This is a genomic window from Thalassospira sp. (assembly GCF_002709775.1).
Classification (GTDB): domain Bacteria; phylum Pseudomonadota; class Alphaproteobacteria; order Rhodospirillales; family Thalassospiraceae; genus Thalassospira.
On record NZ_PAQR01000028.1, the window covers coordinates 89,661 to 105,565 of the forward strand.

13 protein-coding genes are annotated in these 15,905 nt (G+C 55.3%); all 13 read left to right on the plus strand.

Going from position 1 to position 15,905, the window contains the following annotated elements; translation table 11 throughout:
• Window positions 1-49: 49 nt before the first annotated feature.
• Window positions 50-1,066: a Fe(3+) ABC transporter substrate-binding protein gene (locus CMO10_RS11620; RefSeq protein WP_297022185.1), complete on the plus strand. Its 1,017-nt coding sequence runs from the start codon at window positions 50-52 to the stop codon at window positions 1,064-1,066.
• A gap of 236 nt (window positions 1,067-1,302) precedes the next feature.
• Complete coding sequence (locus CMO10_RS11625; protein ID WP_297022188.1) at window positions 1,303-2,328, plus strand: Fe(3+) ABC transporter substrate-binding protein; 1,026 nt, start codon at window positions 1,303-1,305, stop codon at window positions 2,326-2,328.
• Window positions 2,329-2,461: 133 nt separating this feature from the next.
• Window positions 2,462-4,171 (plus strand): ABC transporter permease, encoded by a 1,710-nt coding sequence (locus CMO10_RS11630; protein ID WP_472910360.1) that lies wholly within the window; start codon window positions 2,462-2,464, stop codon window positions 4,169-4,171.
• 82 nt (window positions 4,172-4,253) lie between these two features.
• The gene (locus CMO10_RS11635) at window positions 4,254-5,507 is read left to right on the plus strand and encodes a molybdopterin molybdotransferase MoeA (protein WP_297022194.1); all 1,254 of its coding nucleotides are present in this window, start codon (window positions 4,254-4,256) and stop codon (window positions 5,505-5,507) included.
• Between the two features lie 87 nt (window positions 5,508-5,594).
• Entirely contained in the window at window positions 5,595-7,169 is a 1,575-nt protein-coding gene (locus CMO10_RS11640; RefSeq protein ID WP_297022197.1) for an MBL fold metallo-hydrolase, read from the plus strand.
• A gap of 133 nt (window positions 7,170-7,302) precedes the next feature.
• Entirely contained in the window at window positions 7,303-8,505 is a 1,203-nt protein-coding gene (locus CMO10_RS11645; RefSeq protein WP_044828796.1) for a glycosyltransferase family protein, read from the plus strand.
• 19 nt (window positions 8,506-8,524) lie between these two features.
• Entirely contained in the window at window positions 8,525-9,802 is a 1,278-nt protein-coding gene (locus CMO10_RS11650; protein WP_297022201.1) for a glycosyltransferase family 4 protein, read from the plus strand.
• 11 nt (window positions 9,803-9,813) lie between these two features.
• Window positions 9,814-10,956 (plus strand): glycosyltransferase family 4 protein, encoded by a 1,143-nt coding sequence (locus tag CMO10_RS11655; protein ID WP_297022203.1) that lies wholly within the window; start codon window positions 9,814-9,816, stop codon window positions 10,954-10,956.
• Window positions 10,953-11,558 (plus strand): histidine phosphatase family protein, encoded by a 606-nt coding sequence (locus tag CMO10_RS11660; protein ID WP_297022204.1) that lies wholly within the window; start codon window positions 10,953-10,955, stop codon window positions 11,556-11,558. Before CMO10_RS11655 ends, CMO10_RS11660 begins: the two co-directional genes overlap by 4 nt.
• Entirely contained in the window at window positions 11,555-12,697 is a 1,143-nt protein-coding gene (locus CMO10_RS11665; protein ID WP_297022206.1) for a glycosyltransferase family protein, read from the plus strand. Before CMO10_RS11660 ends, CMO10_RS11665 begins: the two co-directional genes overlap by 4 nt.
• Complete coding sequence (locus tag CMO10_RS11670; protein ID WP_297022208.1) at window positions 12,694-13,452, plus strand: polysaccharide deacetylase family protein; 759 nt, start codon at window positions 12,694-12,696, stop codon at window positions 13,450-13,452. Before CMO10_RS11665 ends, CMO10_RS11670 begins: the two co-directional genes overlap by 4 nt.
• Window positions 13,443-14,114 (plus strand): hypothetical protein, encoded by a 672-nt coding sequence (locus CMO10_RS11675; RefSeq protein ID WP_297022209.1) that lies wholly within the window; start codon window positions 13,443-13,445, stop codon window positions 14,112-14,114. Before CMO10_RS11670 ends, CMO10_RS11675 begins: the two co-directional genes overlap by 10 nt.
• Window positions 14,115-14,116: 2 nt before the next feature.
• The coding region (locus CMO10_RS11680) for an ABC transporter ATP-binding protein (RefSeq protein ID WP_297022211.1) at window positions 14,117-15,905 on the plus strand (1,789 nt) is incomplete at its 3' end.

Genomic DNA, 15,905 nt, shown 5'->3' on the forward strand with positions numbered 1-15,905 from the left:
AACGTCAGAGCATCTGACGCCCAAAGCAAATTCAACGGGGATCGTTCACATGGATATCAAAAAGCTCATCGGCGGGGCCGTGTTTGGCGCGACCGCAATCGCAGCGACAACCGCAACGGCACAGGAAGTTAATGTTTATTCCCTGCGTCAGGCGTTTCTGGTCGAACCGCTGTTTGAGAAATTCACTGCTGAAACCGGCATCGACGTTAATGTGATCTTTGCTGAAAAAGGTCTGGTTGAACGCATCAAGCAGGAAGGCGCAAACAGCCCGGCCGATATCCTGATGACCGTGGATATCAGCCGCATTCAGCAGGCGGTTGATGCCGGTGTGACCGAAGCCGTTTCCAACGATACCCTGGCTGCCAACATCCCGGCGCATTTGCGCGATCCGGAAGGCCACTGGTTTGCACTGACCCAGCGTGGTCGTGCGATTTATGCTTCCAAGGAGCGCGTGGCAGAAGGTGAAATCACCTCCTACGAAGATCTGGCCGATCCGAAATGGGAAGGCAAGGTTTGCACCCGTTCCGGCACGCACGTTTATAACGTCGCACTGTTCGCATCGATGATTGCGGTTCACGGCGAAGAAAAAGCCAAAGAGTGGCTTGAAGGTTTGAAGAACAATCTGGCACGCAAGCCGCAGGGCAATGACCGTGGTCAGGTCAAGGCGATCAAGGAAGGTGAGTGCGATATCGCAATCGGCAACACCTATTACTTCGGCAAGATGATGGACAATGAAGAGCAGCGTCCTTGGGCAGAGTCGGTCAATATCGTCTTCCCGAACCAGGATGGTCGCGGTATGTCGATGAACATTTCGGGCATGAGCCTGATCAAGAGCGCGCCGAACAAGGACAACGCCGTCAAACTGATGGAATTCCTGGCGGGTGACGTTGCCCAGCAGATCTATGCTGAAGTGAACTACGAATACCCAGTCAAGCCGGGCGTCGAATGGGCCGATAACGTCAAGTCGTGGGGCACGTTCAAGGCAGATGAATTGTCACTGGCTGAAATCGCACGCCTAAGCCCGGATGCGATCAAGATGGTCGATGAGATCGGTTATAACGAATAGTCAAACTGACTGAGCTTGAATGGCTTTTTGAAAGGGGTGGTGCAATGCCACCCCTTTTTCTGTTTCCAAGGGTGGGCTGCAAATGCATCACCGTCGCGGTTTTGTGACCTGCGGTATGGCTCTTATGTGGTTTTCGTGCTTGCAAAAAAGCATGCTGGCCCTTTAATTTCGCCACCAGCAAATACAAATCATTCCTAATTGCTGTGCCACCCGCAGCTGATCCAGATGAGGCTTTTATGATTTCTCTGCGCAAAACCGTTTTTGGTCTTGTTGTTTCCGCGATGGGGTTTTCGACGCTATCCGCCGCCCATGCAGCAGAGGAAGTTAATGTCTACTCTCTCCGGCAGCCGTTTTTGATCGAACCGATGTTCAAACGCTTTACCGAGGAAACCGGTATTCGCGTCAATACGCTCTTCTCGCAAAGTGGTCTGGTGGAACGCATCAAGCATGAAGGGCGCAATACCCCCGCCGATCTGCTTCTGACCGTCGATATCGGGCGTATTCAGGACGCGGTTGATGCCGACATCGCCCAGCCGATCGAAAGTGCTGTTCTGGACGCCAACATCCCCGATCAGTTCCGCGATGATGATAGGCTTTGGGTCGGTATGACGACGCGTGCACGTGTGCTTTATACCTCGCTTGATCGCGTTGAGCCCGATGCCATCACGACCTATGAAGAGCTCGCCGATCCGAAATGGAAGGGCCGCATTTGTGTGCGTTCCGCCATGCATGTTTATAACATTGCCCTGATCGCCTCGATGATCGCCCATCATGGGGAAGAAGAAACCAAAACCTGGCTGACCGCAGTAAAAGATAATCTGGCGCGCAAACCGCAAGGGGCCGATACCGATCAGATCGAAGCTGTGGCACAGGGCGTCTGTGATGTCGCGATCGGCAATTCATATTACTACGGCAAGATGCTTGATGATCCGAACAAGGCAGATGCCGCCAAGCAGGTTCGCATCGTCTTCCCCAATCAGGGTGATCGTGGCACGCATGTGAATATTTCCGGTGTGGCGCTGATGAAGCATGCGCCTAACAAGGAAAACGCCATCAAGCTGGTGGAATTCCTTTCGAGTGCCGAAGCCCAGCACATGTATGCCGACATCAATTTCGAATATCCGGTCAAGCCGGGGGTTGCATGGTCCGAACAGGTTCGGGCATGGGGCACCTTTGTGCATGATGATTTGCCGCTTAATACGGTTGCGGCCAATCGCGGGGCGGCGATCCGCCTGATTGATGAAGTCGGCTTTAACGAGTAGACCGCACGCCCATCCCAAGGTATCAAGACCGGCCAACCCGTACAGGGTGGCATGATCCGCGACGCAGGAAACGGAAACAGCCTTGAACAACGCTTGCCAGACGCCAAAGGAAGAGGATATCCGGCCGAGCGCCATGACCGAGACCTTTGATCCGATGCGTTCCCCGTCCGGGCGTACGGCGATGCGTTGGTTGCCGCGTGGTCAATCGGCTGTCTGGTTGATCGGGGCGTTTATTGTTGCAGCGATGGTGGCGGCACCAATTGTTGCGGTCGCATGGATTGCCTTTTTCCCGACTGAGAATATCTGGCCGCATCTGGCATCGACCATGTTGCCACGCTACCTCAAGAACACTGGCATTCTAATGCTGGGTGTCGGCATCGGGGTGACCTTGATCGGGGTTTCATCGGCATGGGTTGTCACCATGTGCCGACTTCCCGGCAAGCGGTTCTTTGAATGGGCGATGCTGCTACCCATGGCGGTTCCGGCCTATATCGTGGCCTATGTCTATACCGATCTTCTGGAATATGCCGGTCCGTTGCAGGGGATGCTGCGCGATCTCTTTGGCTGGCAATCGGCGGCAGATTACTGGTTTCCCGATATCCGCACCAAGGGCGGTGCGATCATCGTGCTTAGCCTGACACTGTATCCTTATGTTTACATGCTGGCGCGCGCAGCATTCCTGTCGCAGTCGATCTGCGCGATTGAAGCCGCCCGCATTTTGGGACGGAGTGCCTGGAGTTCATTTTTGACGGTGGCCCTGCCGCTGGCACGACCGGCCATCGTTGTTGGTGTCGTGATTGCGTTGATGGAAACGCTCAATGATTTCGGCACAATTGATTTCTTTGCTGTCCACACCCTGACGGCGGGCATTTTCAACGTCTGGCTTGGTATGGGCAATGCCGGTGGGGCGGCACAGATTGCGCTGACCATGCTGGCCGTTGTGATCGCGCTGATGGTGATCGAACGCTATTCACGCCGCCGCCAGCGTTTCCATGATACCACCAGCCGCTTTCAGGAACTTCCGGGTTATGAACTGACCCCGCTTGCCAAGGCCGGGGCGCTGGCTGTCTGTATCCTGCCGATTGTCTTGGGCTTTGTCGTGCCGTCACTGGTGCTGATCTATTATTCCATCGGTTATTTCGATCAAAGCTGGACAGCGGATTTCTTTGAGTTTGCCCGTAACAGCCTTCTGGTGTCCGGCCTTGCAACACTGGTTGCGGTCGGCTGTGCGATCTTTATGGCCTATGCGCTGCGCTTGTTCCCGCAACCGCTTTTGAAATTCTTTGTCCGATTGTCATCGGTTGGTTATGCCGTGCCGGGTGCCGTGCTTGCCATCGGGGTTCTGATCCCGTTCGCGCGGTTTGACAATGCGCTCGATGCTGTCATGCGCGATACCTTCGGCGTGTCGACCGGCTTGCTTCTGAGTGGGACGGTGTTTGCACTGGTCTTTGCCTATGCGGTGCGTTTCATGGCGGTGTCTTATGGCTCGATCGAAGCGGCCCTTGGCAAGGTGCGCCCGAGTATGGATGACGCGGCCCGCACCCTTGGCGAAAGCCCTTGGGGAACGCTTAAGCGTATTCACTTCCCGATGGTACGTGGCGGTATTCTGGCGGCATCGGTTCTGGTGTTTGTTGATGGCATGAAGGAATTGCCAGCAACGCTGATCTTGCGCCCGTTCAATTTTGATACGCTGGCCACCCATGTGTATCAGTTTGCCAAGGATGAAATGATCGAACACGCCGCCCTTGGCGCGCTGACCATCGTGCTGGTAGGTGTCGTGCCGGTAATCATGCTGAGCCGTGCAATTTCGAAATCCCGCCCGGGACACAGCGGACAATCCTGATGCGCCGTGTCTGCGATCACGTTATCCTGATTGCAGATTTCAAAACCAAAACAAGACCAAAGGCCAGCAGGAAACCATCCAGATGCAACGTATCAAACCGGGATTGACCACACTTACCGACGCGCTCGATACCGCCTTTGCCGAGGTGCCGGTGATGGCGCCGACCGAAGACCGCCCGATCAGTGATTGTTATGGTGCGGTTTTGCGTCAGGATGTGGTGGCGAAGGTTTCTGTGCCCTCCGTCGACAACTCGGCCATGGATGGCTATGCCCTGCGTCATGCAGACCTTGCCGCGATTGAGGTGCCGGTTTCGGTTGTGGGCGTTTCGCTGGCCGGGCATCCCTATGACGGGACATTGCCCAAGGGGGCGGCTATTCGTATTGCGACCGGGGCTGCGATCCCGGATGGGGCCGATTGCGTGATCATTCAGGAAAATGTCACTGCCAACGCAGATGAAAGCGTCATCGAAATTGATGCTGACGTGATTGCGCGCACCAGCTCGCATCAGAATATCCGCTGGCAGGGCGAAGACATCAAGGCCGGTGATACGGTCCTGTCTGCTGGTGCGATCCTGCGCCCGCAAGACATTGCGATTGCGGCCGGGCAGGGCTGCGGGACCTTGTCGGTTGCCCGGGCCTTGAAGGTTGCCGTTTTCTCGACCGGTGATGAGCTGGCCATTCCCGGTGATCCTTTGCCGCCCGGTGGTATTTATGATTCCAACCGCTTTGCCATGATCGGGATGCTGCGCTCCATTGGATGCGACGTTACCGACCTTGGCTTGCTGGCTGATGATTTTGATGTGCTGCAAGGCGCATTGGCCGATGCCGCAAAGTCCCATGATGTAATCATGACCTCTGGCGGGGTTTCGGTCGGCAAGGCGGATCTTCTAAAGCCGGTGGTCGAAAGCCTGGGTGAAATCACCGCCTGGAAACTGGCGATCAAGCCGGGCAAGCCGCTGATGCGGGGCAAGATTGGCGATTGTCTGGTTGTCGGGTTGCCGGGTAACCCGGTCTCGGTGCTGGTTTCGGGTTTGTTGTATGTGATGCCTTTATTGCGCCATGCCATGGGGGCGGATCGGTCCCAATTGGCACCCACCCGCATTCCGGTTCGGTCCGGGTTTGATTTTAAACGTATGACTGGCCGGCGGGAATGGCTGCGCGCACGGCTGGTGCAAAATGATGATGGTGAATTCGAAGCAATCGCCTTTGCCTCAACCAGTTCGGGGATGTTGTCCTCCATGGTTTGGGCCGAAGGTCTGATTGAAGTGCCCGAAGATTGCGGGCAGGTCTCCAAGGGCGATCAGGTGCTTTATCTGCCGCTAACGGGCCTGCAGTGAATTCATCTGAAATGTGATCCACATCATGGCAGTCGATCAAGGATTGCAAGACTGTTGGATCGGTTCCAATCCGCGAAAGTGAATAGAATGACGATATCGGTAACGTTTTGTGGTGCTGCTGGTGGTGTGACGGGGTCTTGCTATTTCCTGCAGACCGATCACGGCAATTTCCTTGTCGATTGCGGCATGTTCCAGGGCAGCAAGACGGTTCGGGAACTGAACTATGGCAAGTTCCCGTTTGAAGCGGATCGGATTTCGGCTGTTTTGCTCACACACGCGCATATCGACCATACCGGCCTTGTGCCGAAACTGGTCAAGGCAGGGTACGGCGGACCGATTTACGCAACCGAACCGACCTGTGATCTACTGACCTATATGCTGCCGGACTCAGGTTACATTCAGGAAAGCGAGGTTGAGCGCCTTAACCGACGTAATGCACGCCGTGGGCGCCCGGAAGTAACCCCGATCTATACCCGTGAAGATGCCGAAAACACGCTTTCGCAGCTTAAAACGGTGGAATATCACGAATGGCTGCCGGTGATCGAAGGCGTGCGCGCCCGTTTCTGGGATGCGGGTCATCTTCTGGGATCGGCATCGATCGAGGTCGAAATTGAAAACGGTGATGAAGACGGCAAACCGACCCGTTTGCTATTTTCTGGCGACGTTGGAACCGGGGAAGCCGTGTTTAACGAAGCCCCCGAAGCGCCAAAGGATATCGACTACCTGTTTGTCGAAACCACCTATGGCGATCGCACGCGTCCGGTAATCACGGATGAAGAACGTCGTGCGTTGCTGCGCGAGGAAGTGCGTGAAGCGCTTGGCAATGGTGGCAATCTGGTTATTCCGAGCTTTGCGGTTGCCAGAACACAGGAGCTGCTTGTCGATCTGGCTCATCTTTTCAATCGTGGTGAGCTGCCCCCGGCAAACGTGTTTGTCGATAGCCCGTTGGCACAGCGCGCAACCGATGTTTTTGCCAAACACCTAAAGCGCGGCGATGCGCAGGCCTTGTCGCACCCGAAATTCCACATGGTGCCCGATGTGCAGGCCAGTAAACAGCTCGCACAGGTCACAAGCGGCGCGATCATTATTTCGGCAAGTGGCATGTGCGATGCCGGGCGCATTCGTTACCATCTGAAGAACAATCTGTGGCGATCGAATAGCACTGTGCTTCTGGTCGGTTTCCAGGCTGCCGGTTCGTTTGGCCGCGTTTTGCAGGGTGGGGCTAAACATGTTCGGATACACGGCGATGAAATCGAAGTGCGCGCGCGCATTCGCACACTCGATGTCTATTCCGGTCATGCTGATCAGGACATGCTGTTGCAATGGACGAAGAACCGCCTGCCGGTCACGCGCCGGATCTTTCTGACTCATGGCGAGGAAGGCGCGCGTGCGGCTTTCCGCGAAGTTCTGATGGCGCACGGAATTGCCGAAAAGCTGATTTCCATGCCAATGCTTGATGACACCGTTACGCTCAAGAAGGGTGAAGCCAAGCCGTCCATTCCCGAAGCACGTCTTTCGGGTGAGGAGCTTTCGCGTGATGATTGGCACAATCTTTATGCCGGGACGGTTACGGCACTTTCCGAGAAGCTCCGGTCGCTGGAAACGGCAGAAGAAAGAAAAGAGATGCTCGAAAAAGTCTTGCGCGATATCGGGTCAGTATGAGAGCAATTATCCCGGAGCCGAAAGAAGGGCGTAAAACCCGCATTCACGGATTCAGTTGCCAAGAAGAGAGAACCTGTCACCCTGAAAACGGGTTGTGCAGGCCTGTGAGACCACTACGCAGACGGGCGGGTATATGTCAATCGTAGGGAATTCCGGTTATCGGGTTCTGATTTATAGCCATGATACTTTCGGGCTTGGGCATTTGCGCCGTTGCCGCACCATTGCGCATGCGCTGGTGTCACGCCGTGATGATGTTTCTGTTCTGATTTTGTCCGGCTCGCCGATCATTGGCAGTTTCGAGTTCCGCTCACGCGTTGACTTTGTCCGCATTCCGGGCGTGATCAAGCTGTCGAATGGTGAATACACCTCGCTCAATCTCAATATCGATGTCGACCAGATTCTGGCGATGCGGGAATCCATAATTCAACACACGGCCGATGTGTTTAACCCGGACATCTTTATCGTCGATAAGGAACCGCTTGGTTTGCGGGGCGAAGTCGAGTCCACGTTACAGATGCTCCGCCATCGCCGTACGCGCCTTGTGATGGGTTTGCGCGATGTGATGGATGACCCGGTCAATCTGCGTGAAGAATGGGATCGCAAACAATGCGTTCCGGCACTGGCTGAGCTTTATGATGAAATCTGGGTTTATGGTCTGAAGGACATCTGCAATCCGCTCGAAGGCATTGATTTGCCGCCGGGCGTTGAAGAAAAGATGTCCTATACCGGCTATCTGCCACGCACCGCGACGCGCCGTCCCGCACCCGAACACGGTGCGCTGGGGCTGGAAGAGCCATATTATCTGGTGACGACCGGTGGCGGTGGTGACGGGGTCAATCTGGTCGATTGGGTGATCAGTGCCTATGAAACCGATCCGGATATCCCGGTGCCGTCACTTGTGGTGTTGGGGCCATTCATGAGCCCGAACCAGCAAAACGAATTCATGAAACGTGCGGAAAAGATCGACAAGCTTTCAGTCATCACCTTTGATGCCAATGTCGAGGTGCTGATGCACAAATCAGCGGGCGTAATTGGCATGGGCGGTTACAACACGTTTTGTGAAATCCTGTCCTTTGACAAGCCTGCCGTCATCGTGCCGCGCACTGTGCCGCGTCTTGAGCAGTATGTTCGTGCATCGGCTGCTGAGAAGCTTGGTCTGATCAAGATGCTGACCGAGGATGGCGGGCGTGATCCGCGCGAAATGGCCGATGCGCTTCGGGGGCTTATCCATCAGCCCAAACCGTCGCATGTGACCGTTCCGAACCTTATGGGCGGGCTTGATCGCGTTGGGGAGCTTGTGGACCGCTGGCTTCCGCCGCAAATGGCCGCAGAATAAATCATCGGGAACAAAGTTGATGGCACGCGATAATCTGGCAATCGTGGTAAAGGGATATCCGCGATTGTCGGAGACCTTTATAGCGCAGGAAATTCTTGGCATTCAGCAGACAGGTATTCCGTATCGGATCGTCTCGCTGCGTCATCCGACCGACAAGAAACGCCATCCCATCAATGAACGCATCACAGGTGCGGTCGATTATTTACCAGAATATGCCTATCAGGAACCGATGCGGGTTCTGCGCGGCTGGCTCAAGGCCCGCAAGATGCCGGGATATCGCCGTTCGGTGAATATCTGGTGGCAGGATTATCGCCGCGATCGCACTGCCAACCGTGCCCGGCGCTTTGCCCAGGCAATGGTGATGGCAGCCGAACTGCCTGAAGATGTCACGCGCATTTACGCCCACTTCCTGCATACCCCGGCATCCGTGGCCCGCTATTGCGCGATCATGCGTGGTTTGCCGTGGTCCTGTTCTGCGCACGCCAAGGATATCTATACCAGCCAGGACTGGGATATGCGCGAGAAGCTGCGTGATATGGACTGGCTGGTTACCTGTACAAAGGCCAATGTCGACTATCTGCGCAACCTTGCCGAAGACCCGACCAAGGTTAATCTCCTCTATCACGGTCTTGATTTCTCCCGCTTCCCGGAAGAATTGCCTAAACGCCCCGTTCGGGACGGCAGCGATCCGGAAAACCCGGTAGAGATCCTGTCGGTCGGCCGTCTGGTGGGCAAGAAGGGCTATGACGATCTTCTGCGCGCCTTGGCGAAATTGCCCGACGGCCTTCATTGGCGGTTCACCCATATCGGGGGAGGTGACGGTGACAAATACCAGAAAATTGCGACCGAACTGGGCATTTCGGACCGGTGTGATTGGCAGGGGCCGCGTGATCAGAAGGAAGTAATTGCTGCCTGCCAGTCGTCTGATTTGTTCGTGCTGGCCAGCCGCATCGAAAAGGACGGTGATCGTGATGGTCTGCCAAACGTCCTGATGGAAGCACAGCTTTGTGGACTTGCCGCAGTCTCAACCGCGATTTCCGCCATTCCTGAGCTGATCGAGGATGGGGTGAATGGGAAACTTGTTCCAGAACGTGATCCGGATACGCTTGCAACCGCACTGAACGATATGATGGTCGATCCCAAGCTTCGTGACGCCATGGGGCGCAAGGGTAATGAAATCGTTCGACGTGATTTCTCGTTCTATCGCGGGATGAAGGATTTGGCGGAACGCTTTGGTGTTATGGAGCTGACTGACGAACATGCGGACAGCTCCGTAAAGCAGCCCGCGGCAGAGTAGGAGGCACACATTTGCAGGTTGCCTTTTACGCCCCGTTAAAGCCGATTGATCATCCCGTGCCATCCGGGGATCGATTGATTGCCCGCATGCTTTGTGAGGCACTTCAAACGGCAGGCATGAAAGTCGATATCGCCGCACGCCTGCGCAGCCGGGATGCCGAGGGCAATATTTTGAAACAGGCACGCTTGGCGGAGCTCGGTACAAAACTGGCGGCAAGGCTGCTTCGTCAGTATCAGTCGGGTGGGCGACCCAAGCCCGATGTCTGGTTCACCTACCATCTCTATTACAAGGCGCCTGACTGGATCGGGCCGATTGTCGCTGATGCACTTGGTATTCCCTATGTCGTAGCCGAAGCATCCTTTGCACCCAAGCGTGCTGATGGTCCATGGGCCCCAAGTCACGCGGCAGTTGAGACTGCGCTTAAGCAGGCGGATGCCGTCTTTTCGCTTAACCGTGTTGATATGGAATGCCTGGCTAACGTCTGCCCCCAAGATCGTCTGCATTTCTTGCCGCCCTTTACCCGAGTTTCGGACTGGTACGTTGCGCAACGTCCGGACATTGACCCCGACTGCGTGCAGTTGGTAGCAACCGCGATGATGCGCGATGGCGACAAGCTTAAATCCTATGAGGTTCTGGCAAAGGCACTTGCGCAGCTACAGCGTGACGGCGTGGATAACTGGCACCTGACCGTGATTGGGGATGGCCCCGCGCGCCAAAAGGTCGAGGACCTGTTTGATGAACAGGAACTTGGCGAAAGCGCGGTCTCGCTCGTTGGGCTGAAAACACCCGAGCAAACCAGAGATGTCCTAGCCAAATCCGACATGTTCGTTTGGCCCGCAATCAATGAAGCATTCGGCATGGCTTTGCTTGAAGCGCAATCGGCCGGATTGCCGGTTCTGGCCGGTGAAACAGGTGGCGTTTCGGGCATTGTGTCACCAAGCGTCACCGGATGGTTGGTTCCGGTCGGTGATGTTGGAGCATTCGCCAACCGCTTGGGTGAGTGTGTTGCAGCAGATATCGCGATGTTGCGCAGGATTGGTCAGTCCGGGGCATCAAAAGCCGTACAGCACCACACGGTGGAGGCTGCGGCTAGCCTGTTATCCGCCACCATCCATAAAGTTGTAGATGCTTACGGCGGGCAGGGGGCGGTATGAAACAGATCCGTTTTGCATTGCTGCGCCACGGTGTCACGATGTGGAATACGGAAAAACGTATTCAGGGACGCACCGACATTTCGATAACCCCGGAAACGGCGGCCTGGTATCGTCAGCATCGTTTGCCGACTGCTTGGCGTGATGTGCCGTGGATGGTGTCACCCTTGACGCGCACGCGTGAGACAGCGGATGCCTTGGGGATTGCACCCATCGGTTCCGAGCCTGCCTTTGTCGAGATGGACTGGGGCGCGTGGGAAGGCGCAAAGCTGCCAGAGCTTCGCGCAAGCTTGGGTGACAGACTTCAGGAAAACGAAGACCGTGGGTGGGATTTCCGCCCGGAAGGTGGCGAAAGCCCGCGCGATGTTCTAGGACGCGTTGAAGGGTTTCTGAAAGGCTGTGATCTGCTGCAGTTTGGTGCTGTCACGCATAAGGGCGTGATACGGGCTGTTTACGCGGCCGCACGTGGATGGGACATGATGGGAAAAATTCCCGATAAGCTCGATTGGCATTGCCTACAGGTGTTTAACTGGTCGGATGATGCAGAGTTATCGATTGAGGCCCTGAATGTCCCGCTCGTTGACGCGCAGGAGATTTTTGGATGAGCGACGTCATGGTCTATGTGCAGCACCTGCTTGGCATTGGTCACGTACGCCGGATGGCGCTGATCAATCAGGCGCTTCGTGACCGGGGTATAAGCGTCACGGTCGCAAGTGGTGGTGTTCCGGATGACGGCCTTGATTTCGCGGCCAGCAACGTTATTCAGCTTTCCCCGTGCAAGACATCCGATACCGGTTTCTCCGGTCTCGTTGATCCGGATGGCAATGCCGTTGGTGATGATTGGAAACAGGCACGCAAAAAGCAACTGTTGGAGGCGTTCAGGGAAACCGCACCAAAATTGCTGTTGATTGAAATGTTCCCGTTTGGACGCCGGGCATTTCGGTTTGAATTGATCCCGCTTTTTAACGCTGCGAAAGAAGCAGGTATCCCCGTCATTTGTTCTGTCAGAGACCTTTTGGTACGTAAAAAGGACATCAAGAAGACGGAATGGATGCGTGATACAGCGCGTAAATATCTCGATGCGGTTCTGGTGCATGGCGACCCGCAGTTGTTCGGGTTTGATCGCAGTTTTGAGTTCACCGACGATATTTCGGACCTGATCACCTATACGGGCTATGTAGCGCCGACGATTGACGAGGCGCTTGCAGTGCGGGGGGATGCGCATCGTCATGGTGTTCTTGTGTCCGCAGGTGGCGGCGCTGTCGGGGCAGAGCTTATCAGGCTTGCGATCGCAGCCCGCCCGTTCTCGCAAAAATACAATGATGCGACTTGGGATATTGTCACCGGGCCGCATTTCCCGTCCGATCAGTTCGAGGAACTGCGCAGCCAGTTGCCGGATGGCGTGGTGTTGCATCGGTTCTTGTCTGATTTTCGTGAAAGGATGGCCGGTGCAGCCGTTTCGGTTTCACAGGCTGGATATAACACCCTGATGGATGTGCTGGCGACGCGGACACCAGCAGTCATTGTGCCCTTCGCCGAAGGCGGGGAAAGTGAGCAAACTGAACGTGCAGAAGTCCTTTCAAAAGAAGGGGTTATTTCCCTGCTTGATCTTGATGGCCTGTCTGCGCAATCATTAGCAAAACAAATAGATAACGCCAGACAGCCAAGCGGGATTAAAATCGCGCTGGACGGGGCGGAAAAAACTGCGTCAATCATCGCAGATAAGATCAAAGGGAATTCATGAGCAGCTGGGATCAATTACGCGCAGAGCTTGATCTGTGGCAGTCCGAGGGACGGACCGCTACAGCATGGTGGCGTGATGATGACGCTGTATCTGTCACCCCGGCACTTGAGACGCTTTTGGCGTTTGAGCAGGACTACAAGGTGCCGCTCGCACTTGCTGTTATTCCCGCCACCTTGCAGGACAATCTTGTCGAACGTCTGGTCGAGACATTGGACACCCGTGTGCTTCAACATGGCTGGTCGCATCAGAACCATATGCCGGAAGGCCGCAAGAAGCAGGAACTTGATGACGTTCGGGATTTGGGCGATGTCGTTGCCGATCTGCGCAACGGGTTTTCTGTTTTGCAATCGCGCTTTGGCAATCGCTTCCTGCCGGTTCTGGTGCCGCCATGGAACAGGGTGGCCGAGGATGTTGTTGCCGCCCTGCATTCGCTTGGTTTTTGTGGGATCAGTACGTTCAACGCACGCAAGGCCGCAGAGCCCTATAAGGGTGTCATGCAAGTCAACACCCATGTCGATGTCATCGATTGGCGCGGCACACGCGGTTTCGTTGGCGAAGACGCAGCCCTTGGCGCAATGATTGCCCACCTTGCTGCAAGACGAACAGGGCAGGTTGATGCGGATGAGCCGACCGGCATTCTGACCCATCATCTTGTCCATGACGACGCCACCACGAAGTTCCTTGATAACCTGTTTTCTATGGACCATTCAGCTTTGAGCTGGTTGAGAATACCCGGAGTATTTCCATGGCAGTAAATCGCAGAAGACGCCGTGAGCCGGCGCAGGTAGCACCCGAACCGGTGACGCCTATGGATGCCGCGCCTGAGCAGGTCGCTAGCGTGCCGAGCACCATAGACCCTGTCAAACCGGCCGGGGTTGGCGACAGCCAGGTGCAGACAATGGGTTACCCGTCGAAACTGATGGCGCCGGATTTGGCGAAGTCTATTGTCGGGTTGCTGATTTGTGGCGTTATTGCCCTGATCCCCGAGATGCTTGAGATCATCCAGTGGACATCGGCCGGGTTGGCATTGTTGTTCGTGTTCTATTTCGCGCGCACGATCATCCGGTTCCAATCAAAGATCTATGTTTCGGAATACGGTATTCGTCTTTCAAGCATGCGCGGTGGGACAGCTTTTGCCTGGCCGGAACTTTCCAAATTCCGTTTGCGTTACTTCAGTACCAAGCGTGATGGCAACAAGGGATGGTTCGAACTGACCCTGCAGGCAGGTGAAGCAAAAATTGTCGCAGAATCGACACTGGACGGATTTGACGATCTCCTTGAAATTTCTCGCGATTGGGCGAAGGATAACCAGCTGCTGGTTGATGATGTCACAAGAACAAATCTGATGCGGATGGATGAGGCCGACACTCTGGTCAAGGCTGCAGCATCCGAACGGCTCGGGGGTGGGACGCGCTAGAGATGACCGATATTCTGCGTATCAAGGATCTGAAGGTTGAGTTCGTGCTGCCGCATATGCGCGTCAAGGCAGTCGAGAATGTAAGCTTTCGCATCGGTGCGCAGGAAACCGTCGCCTTGGTTGGGGAGTCCGGATCGGGCAAAAGCACGATCTCGCAGGCGATTATGGGGCTTCTGCCCAAGGTGGCCCAGGTAACCAACGGCTCAATCATTTTTGCCGATCCCAAGAAGCCGGGTACACGTGTTGATATCGCCATGCTGGATCGATCAGGTTCAGATATGCGTGCCATCCGCGGTGGCCGGATTTCAATGATTTTTCAGGAACCGATGAGTTCCCTGTCGCCGCTTCATACCATCGGTGACCAGATTTGCGAGGCCGTGCAGCTTCATCGCAAGGTCGGCGCGGCAGAGGCGCGTGAGCTTGCCGTTGAAATGCTAACACTGGTTGGCTTCCCGCAGCCCAAAAGATCACTGAAAACCTATCCGTTCGAACTTTCCGGTGGGTTGCGCCAACGCGCGATGATTGCAATGGCCATGGTTTGCCGACCGGCTCTGTTGATTGCCGATGAACCGACGACAGCCCTTGATGTCACGATCCAGGCGCAAATCCTGCGTCTAATCAAGGAAGTGCAGTCGGAACTGCAAATGTCGGTTCTGTTGATCACCCATGACCTTGGTGTGGTTGCCAATATGGCGGACCGGATGGTGGTGATTTATGACGGCCGCGTTGTTGAATCTGGTAAGACCGAGGATGTCTTTATCAATCCTGGCCATGCTTACACACGCTCGCTTCTGGCGGCAGTACCGCACTTTGATATGGGGCCGGATGAGCGGCTGCGTCCGCTGCGTGAAATCAAGCCCAAAACCGGCAGTTTGCTTGCCAGTGTGGGCGATACGCCGGCAGAACGCGAAACGCCTGAACGCCCGGCGTCCTTGGCGCTGCATCCGGCAATGGCGAGCGAACCGGTGCTGGCTGTTCGCCATCTCAGCAAAAGCTTCACCACGCGCAAGGGTAACTGGCTGAAATCCGAAGAAAGTTTGATACCGGCTGTTTCCGACGTTTCGCTGACGGTTAATCGCGGGGAATGCGTCGGGTTGGTGGGCGAGAGTGGCTGTGGCAAGACGACGCTTTCCAAGCTGATCATGCGCGCCATGAACCCCGACGAAGGTTCCATCATGTTCCGCGGTGAAAGCGGTCAGATGGCAGAATTGACCGGGCTTGATGAAGATCAGCTAAATCCATACCGAAAACGGATACAATTTGTTTTTCAGGACCCGTTCGGGTCGCTTAATCCCCGGATGACGGTTCAGGATATCATTACGGAACCGATGCTTATTCACGGTGTCGGGGACAGTGCCTATCGCCAGAAAATGGTGCTGGAACTGATGGATTTGGTCGGGCTTGATCCTCGCTTCCTGAACCGCTATCCGCACAGTTTCTCGGGCGGGCAGCGGCAGCGTATCGGCATCGCGCGTGCGCTTGGCCTGAAGCCGGACTTATTGATTTTTGATGAGCCGACATCTGCTCTTGATGTGTCGGTTCAGGCGCAAATACTTAATCTTTTGAGGGATTTGCAGCGTGATCTTAATTTGACGTATCTGTTCATATCGCACAATCTGGCGGTGGTGGATTATGTGGCAGACAGGATTGCAGTGATGTGTGCCGGGCGCATTGTTGAGTCTGCACCGCGTGAGTTGCTGTTTAAAAATCCGATCCATCCGTACACCCAGGCGTTGCTGCATGCTGTGCCGTTTGCGGATCTGGACCACTTGCTTGATTTTGAAAAGATCA

Bases quoted from the DNA above. Each gene is read 5' to 3' on its own strand.
- CMO10_RS11625 (WP_297022188.1), top strand. From the start codon at position 1,303: ATGATTTCTCTGCGCAAAACCGTTTTTGGTCTTGTTGTTTCCGCGATG.
- CMO10_RS11630 (WP_472910360.1), top strand. From the start codon at position 2,462: ATGACCGAGACCTTTGATCCGATGCGTTCCCCGTCCGGGCGTACGGCG.
- CMO10_RS11670 (WP_297022208.1), top strand. From the start codon at position 12,694: ATGAGCAGCTGGGATCAATTACGCGCAGAGCTTGATCTGTGGCAGTCC.
- CMO10_RS11675 (WP_297022209.1), top strand. From the start codon at position 13,443: ATGGCAGTAAATCGCAGAAGACGCCGTGAGCCGGCGCAGGTAGCACCC.
- CMO10_RS11665 (WP_297022206.1), top strand. From the start codon at position 11,555: ATGAGCGACGTCATGGTCTATGTGCAGCACCTGCTTGGCATTGGTCAC.
- CMO10_RS11660 (WP_297022204.1), top strand. From the start codon at position 10,953: ATGAAACAGATCCGTTTTGCATTGCTGCGCCACGGTGTCACGATGTGG.
- CMO10_RS11650 (WP_297022201.1), top strand. From the start codon at position 8,525: ATGGCACGCGATAATCTGGCAATCGTGGTAAAGGGATATCCGCGATTG.
- CMO10_RS11640 (WP_297022197.1), top strand. From the start codon at position 5,595: ATGACGATATCGGTAACGTTTTGTGGTGCTGCTGGTGGTGTGACGGGG.
- CMO10_RS11620 (WP_297022185.1), top strand. From the start codon at position 50: ATGGATATCAAAAAGCTCATCGGCGGGGCCGTGTTTGGCGCGACCGCA.
- CMO10_RS11635 (WP_297022194.1), top strand. From the start codon at position 4,254: ATGCAACGTATCAAACCGGGATTGACCACACTTACCGACGCGCTCGAT.
- CMO10_RS11645 (WP_044828796.1), top strand. From the start codon at position 7,303: ATGTCAATCGTAGGGAATTCCGGTTATCGGGTTCTGATTTATAGCCAT.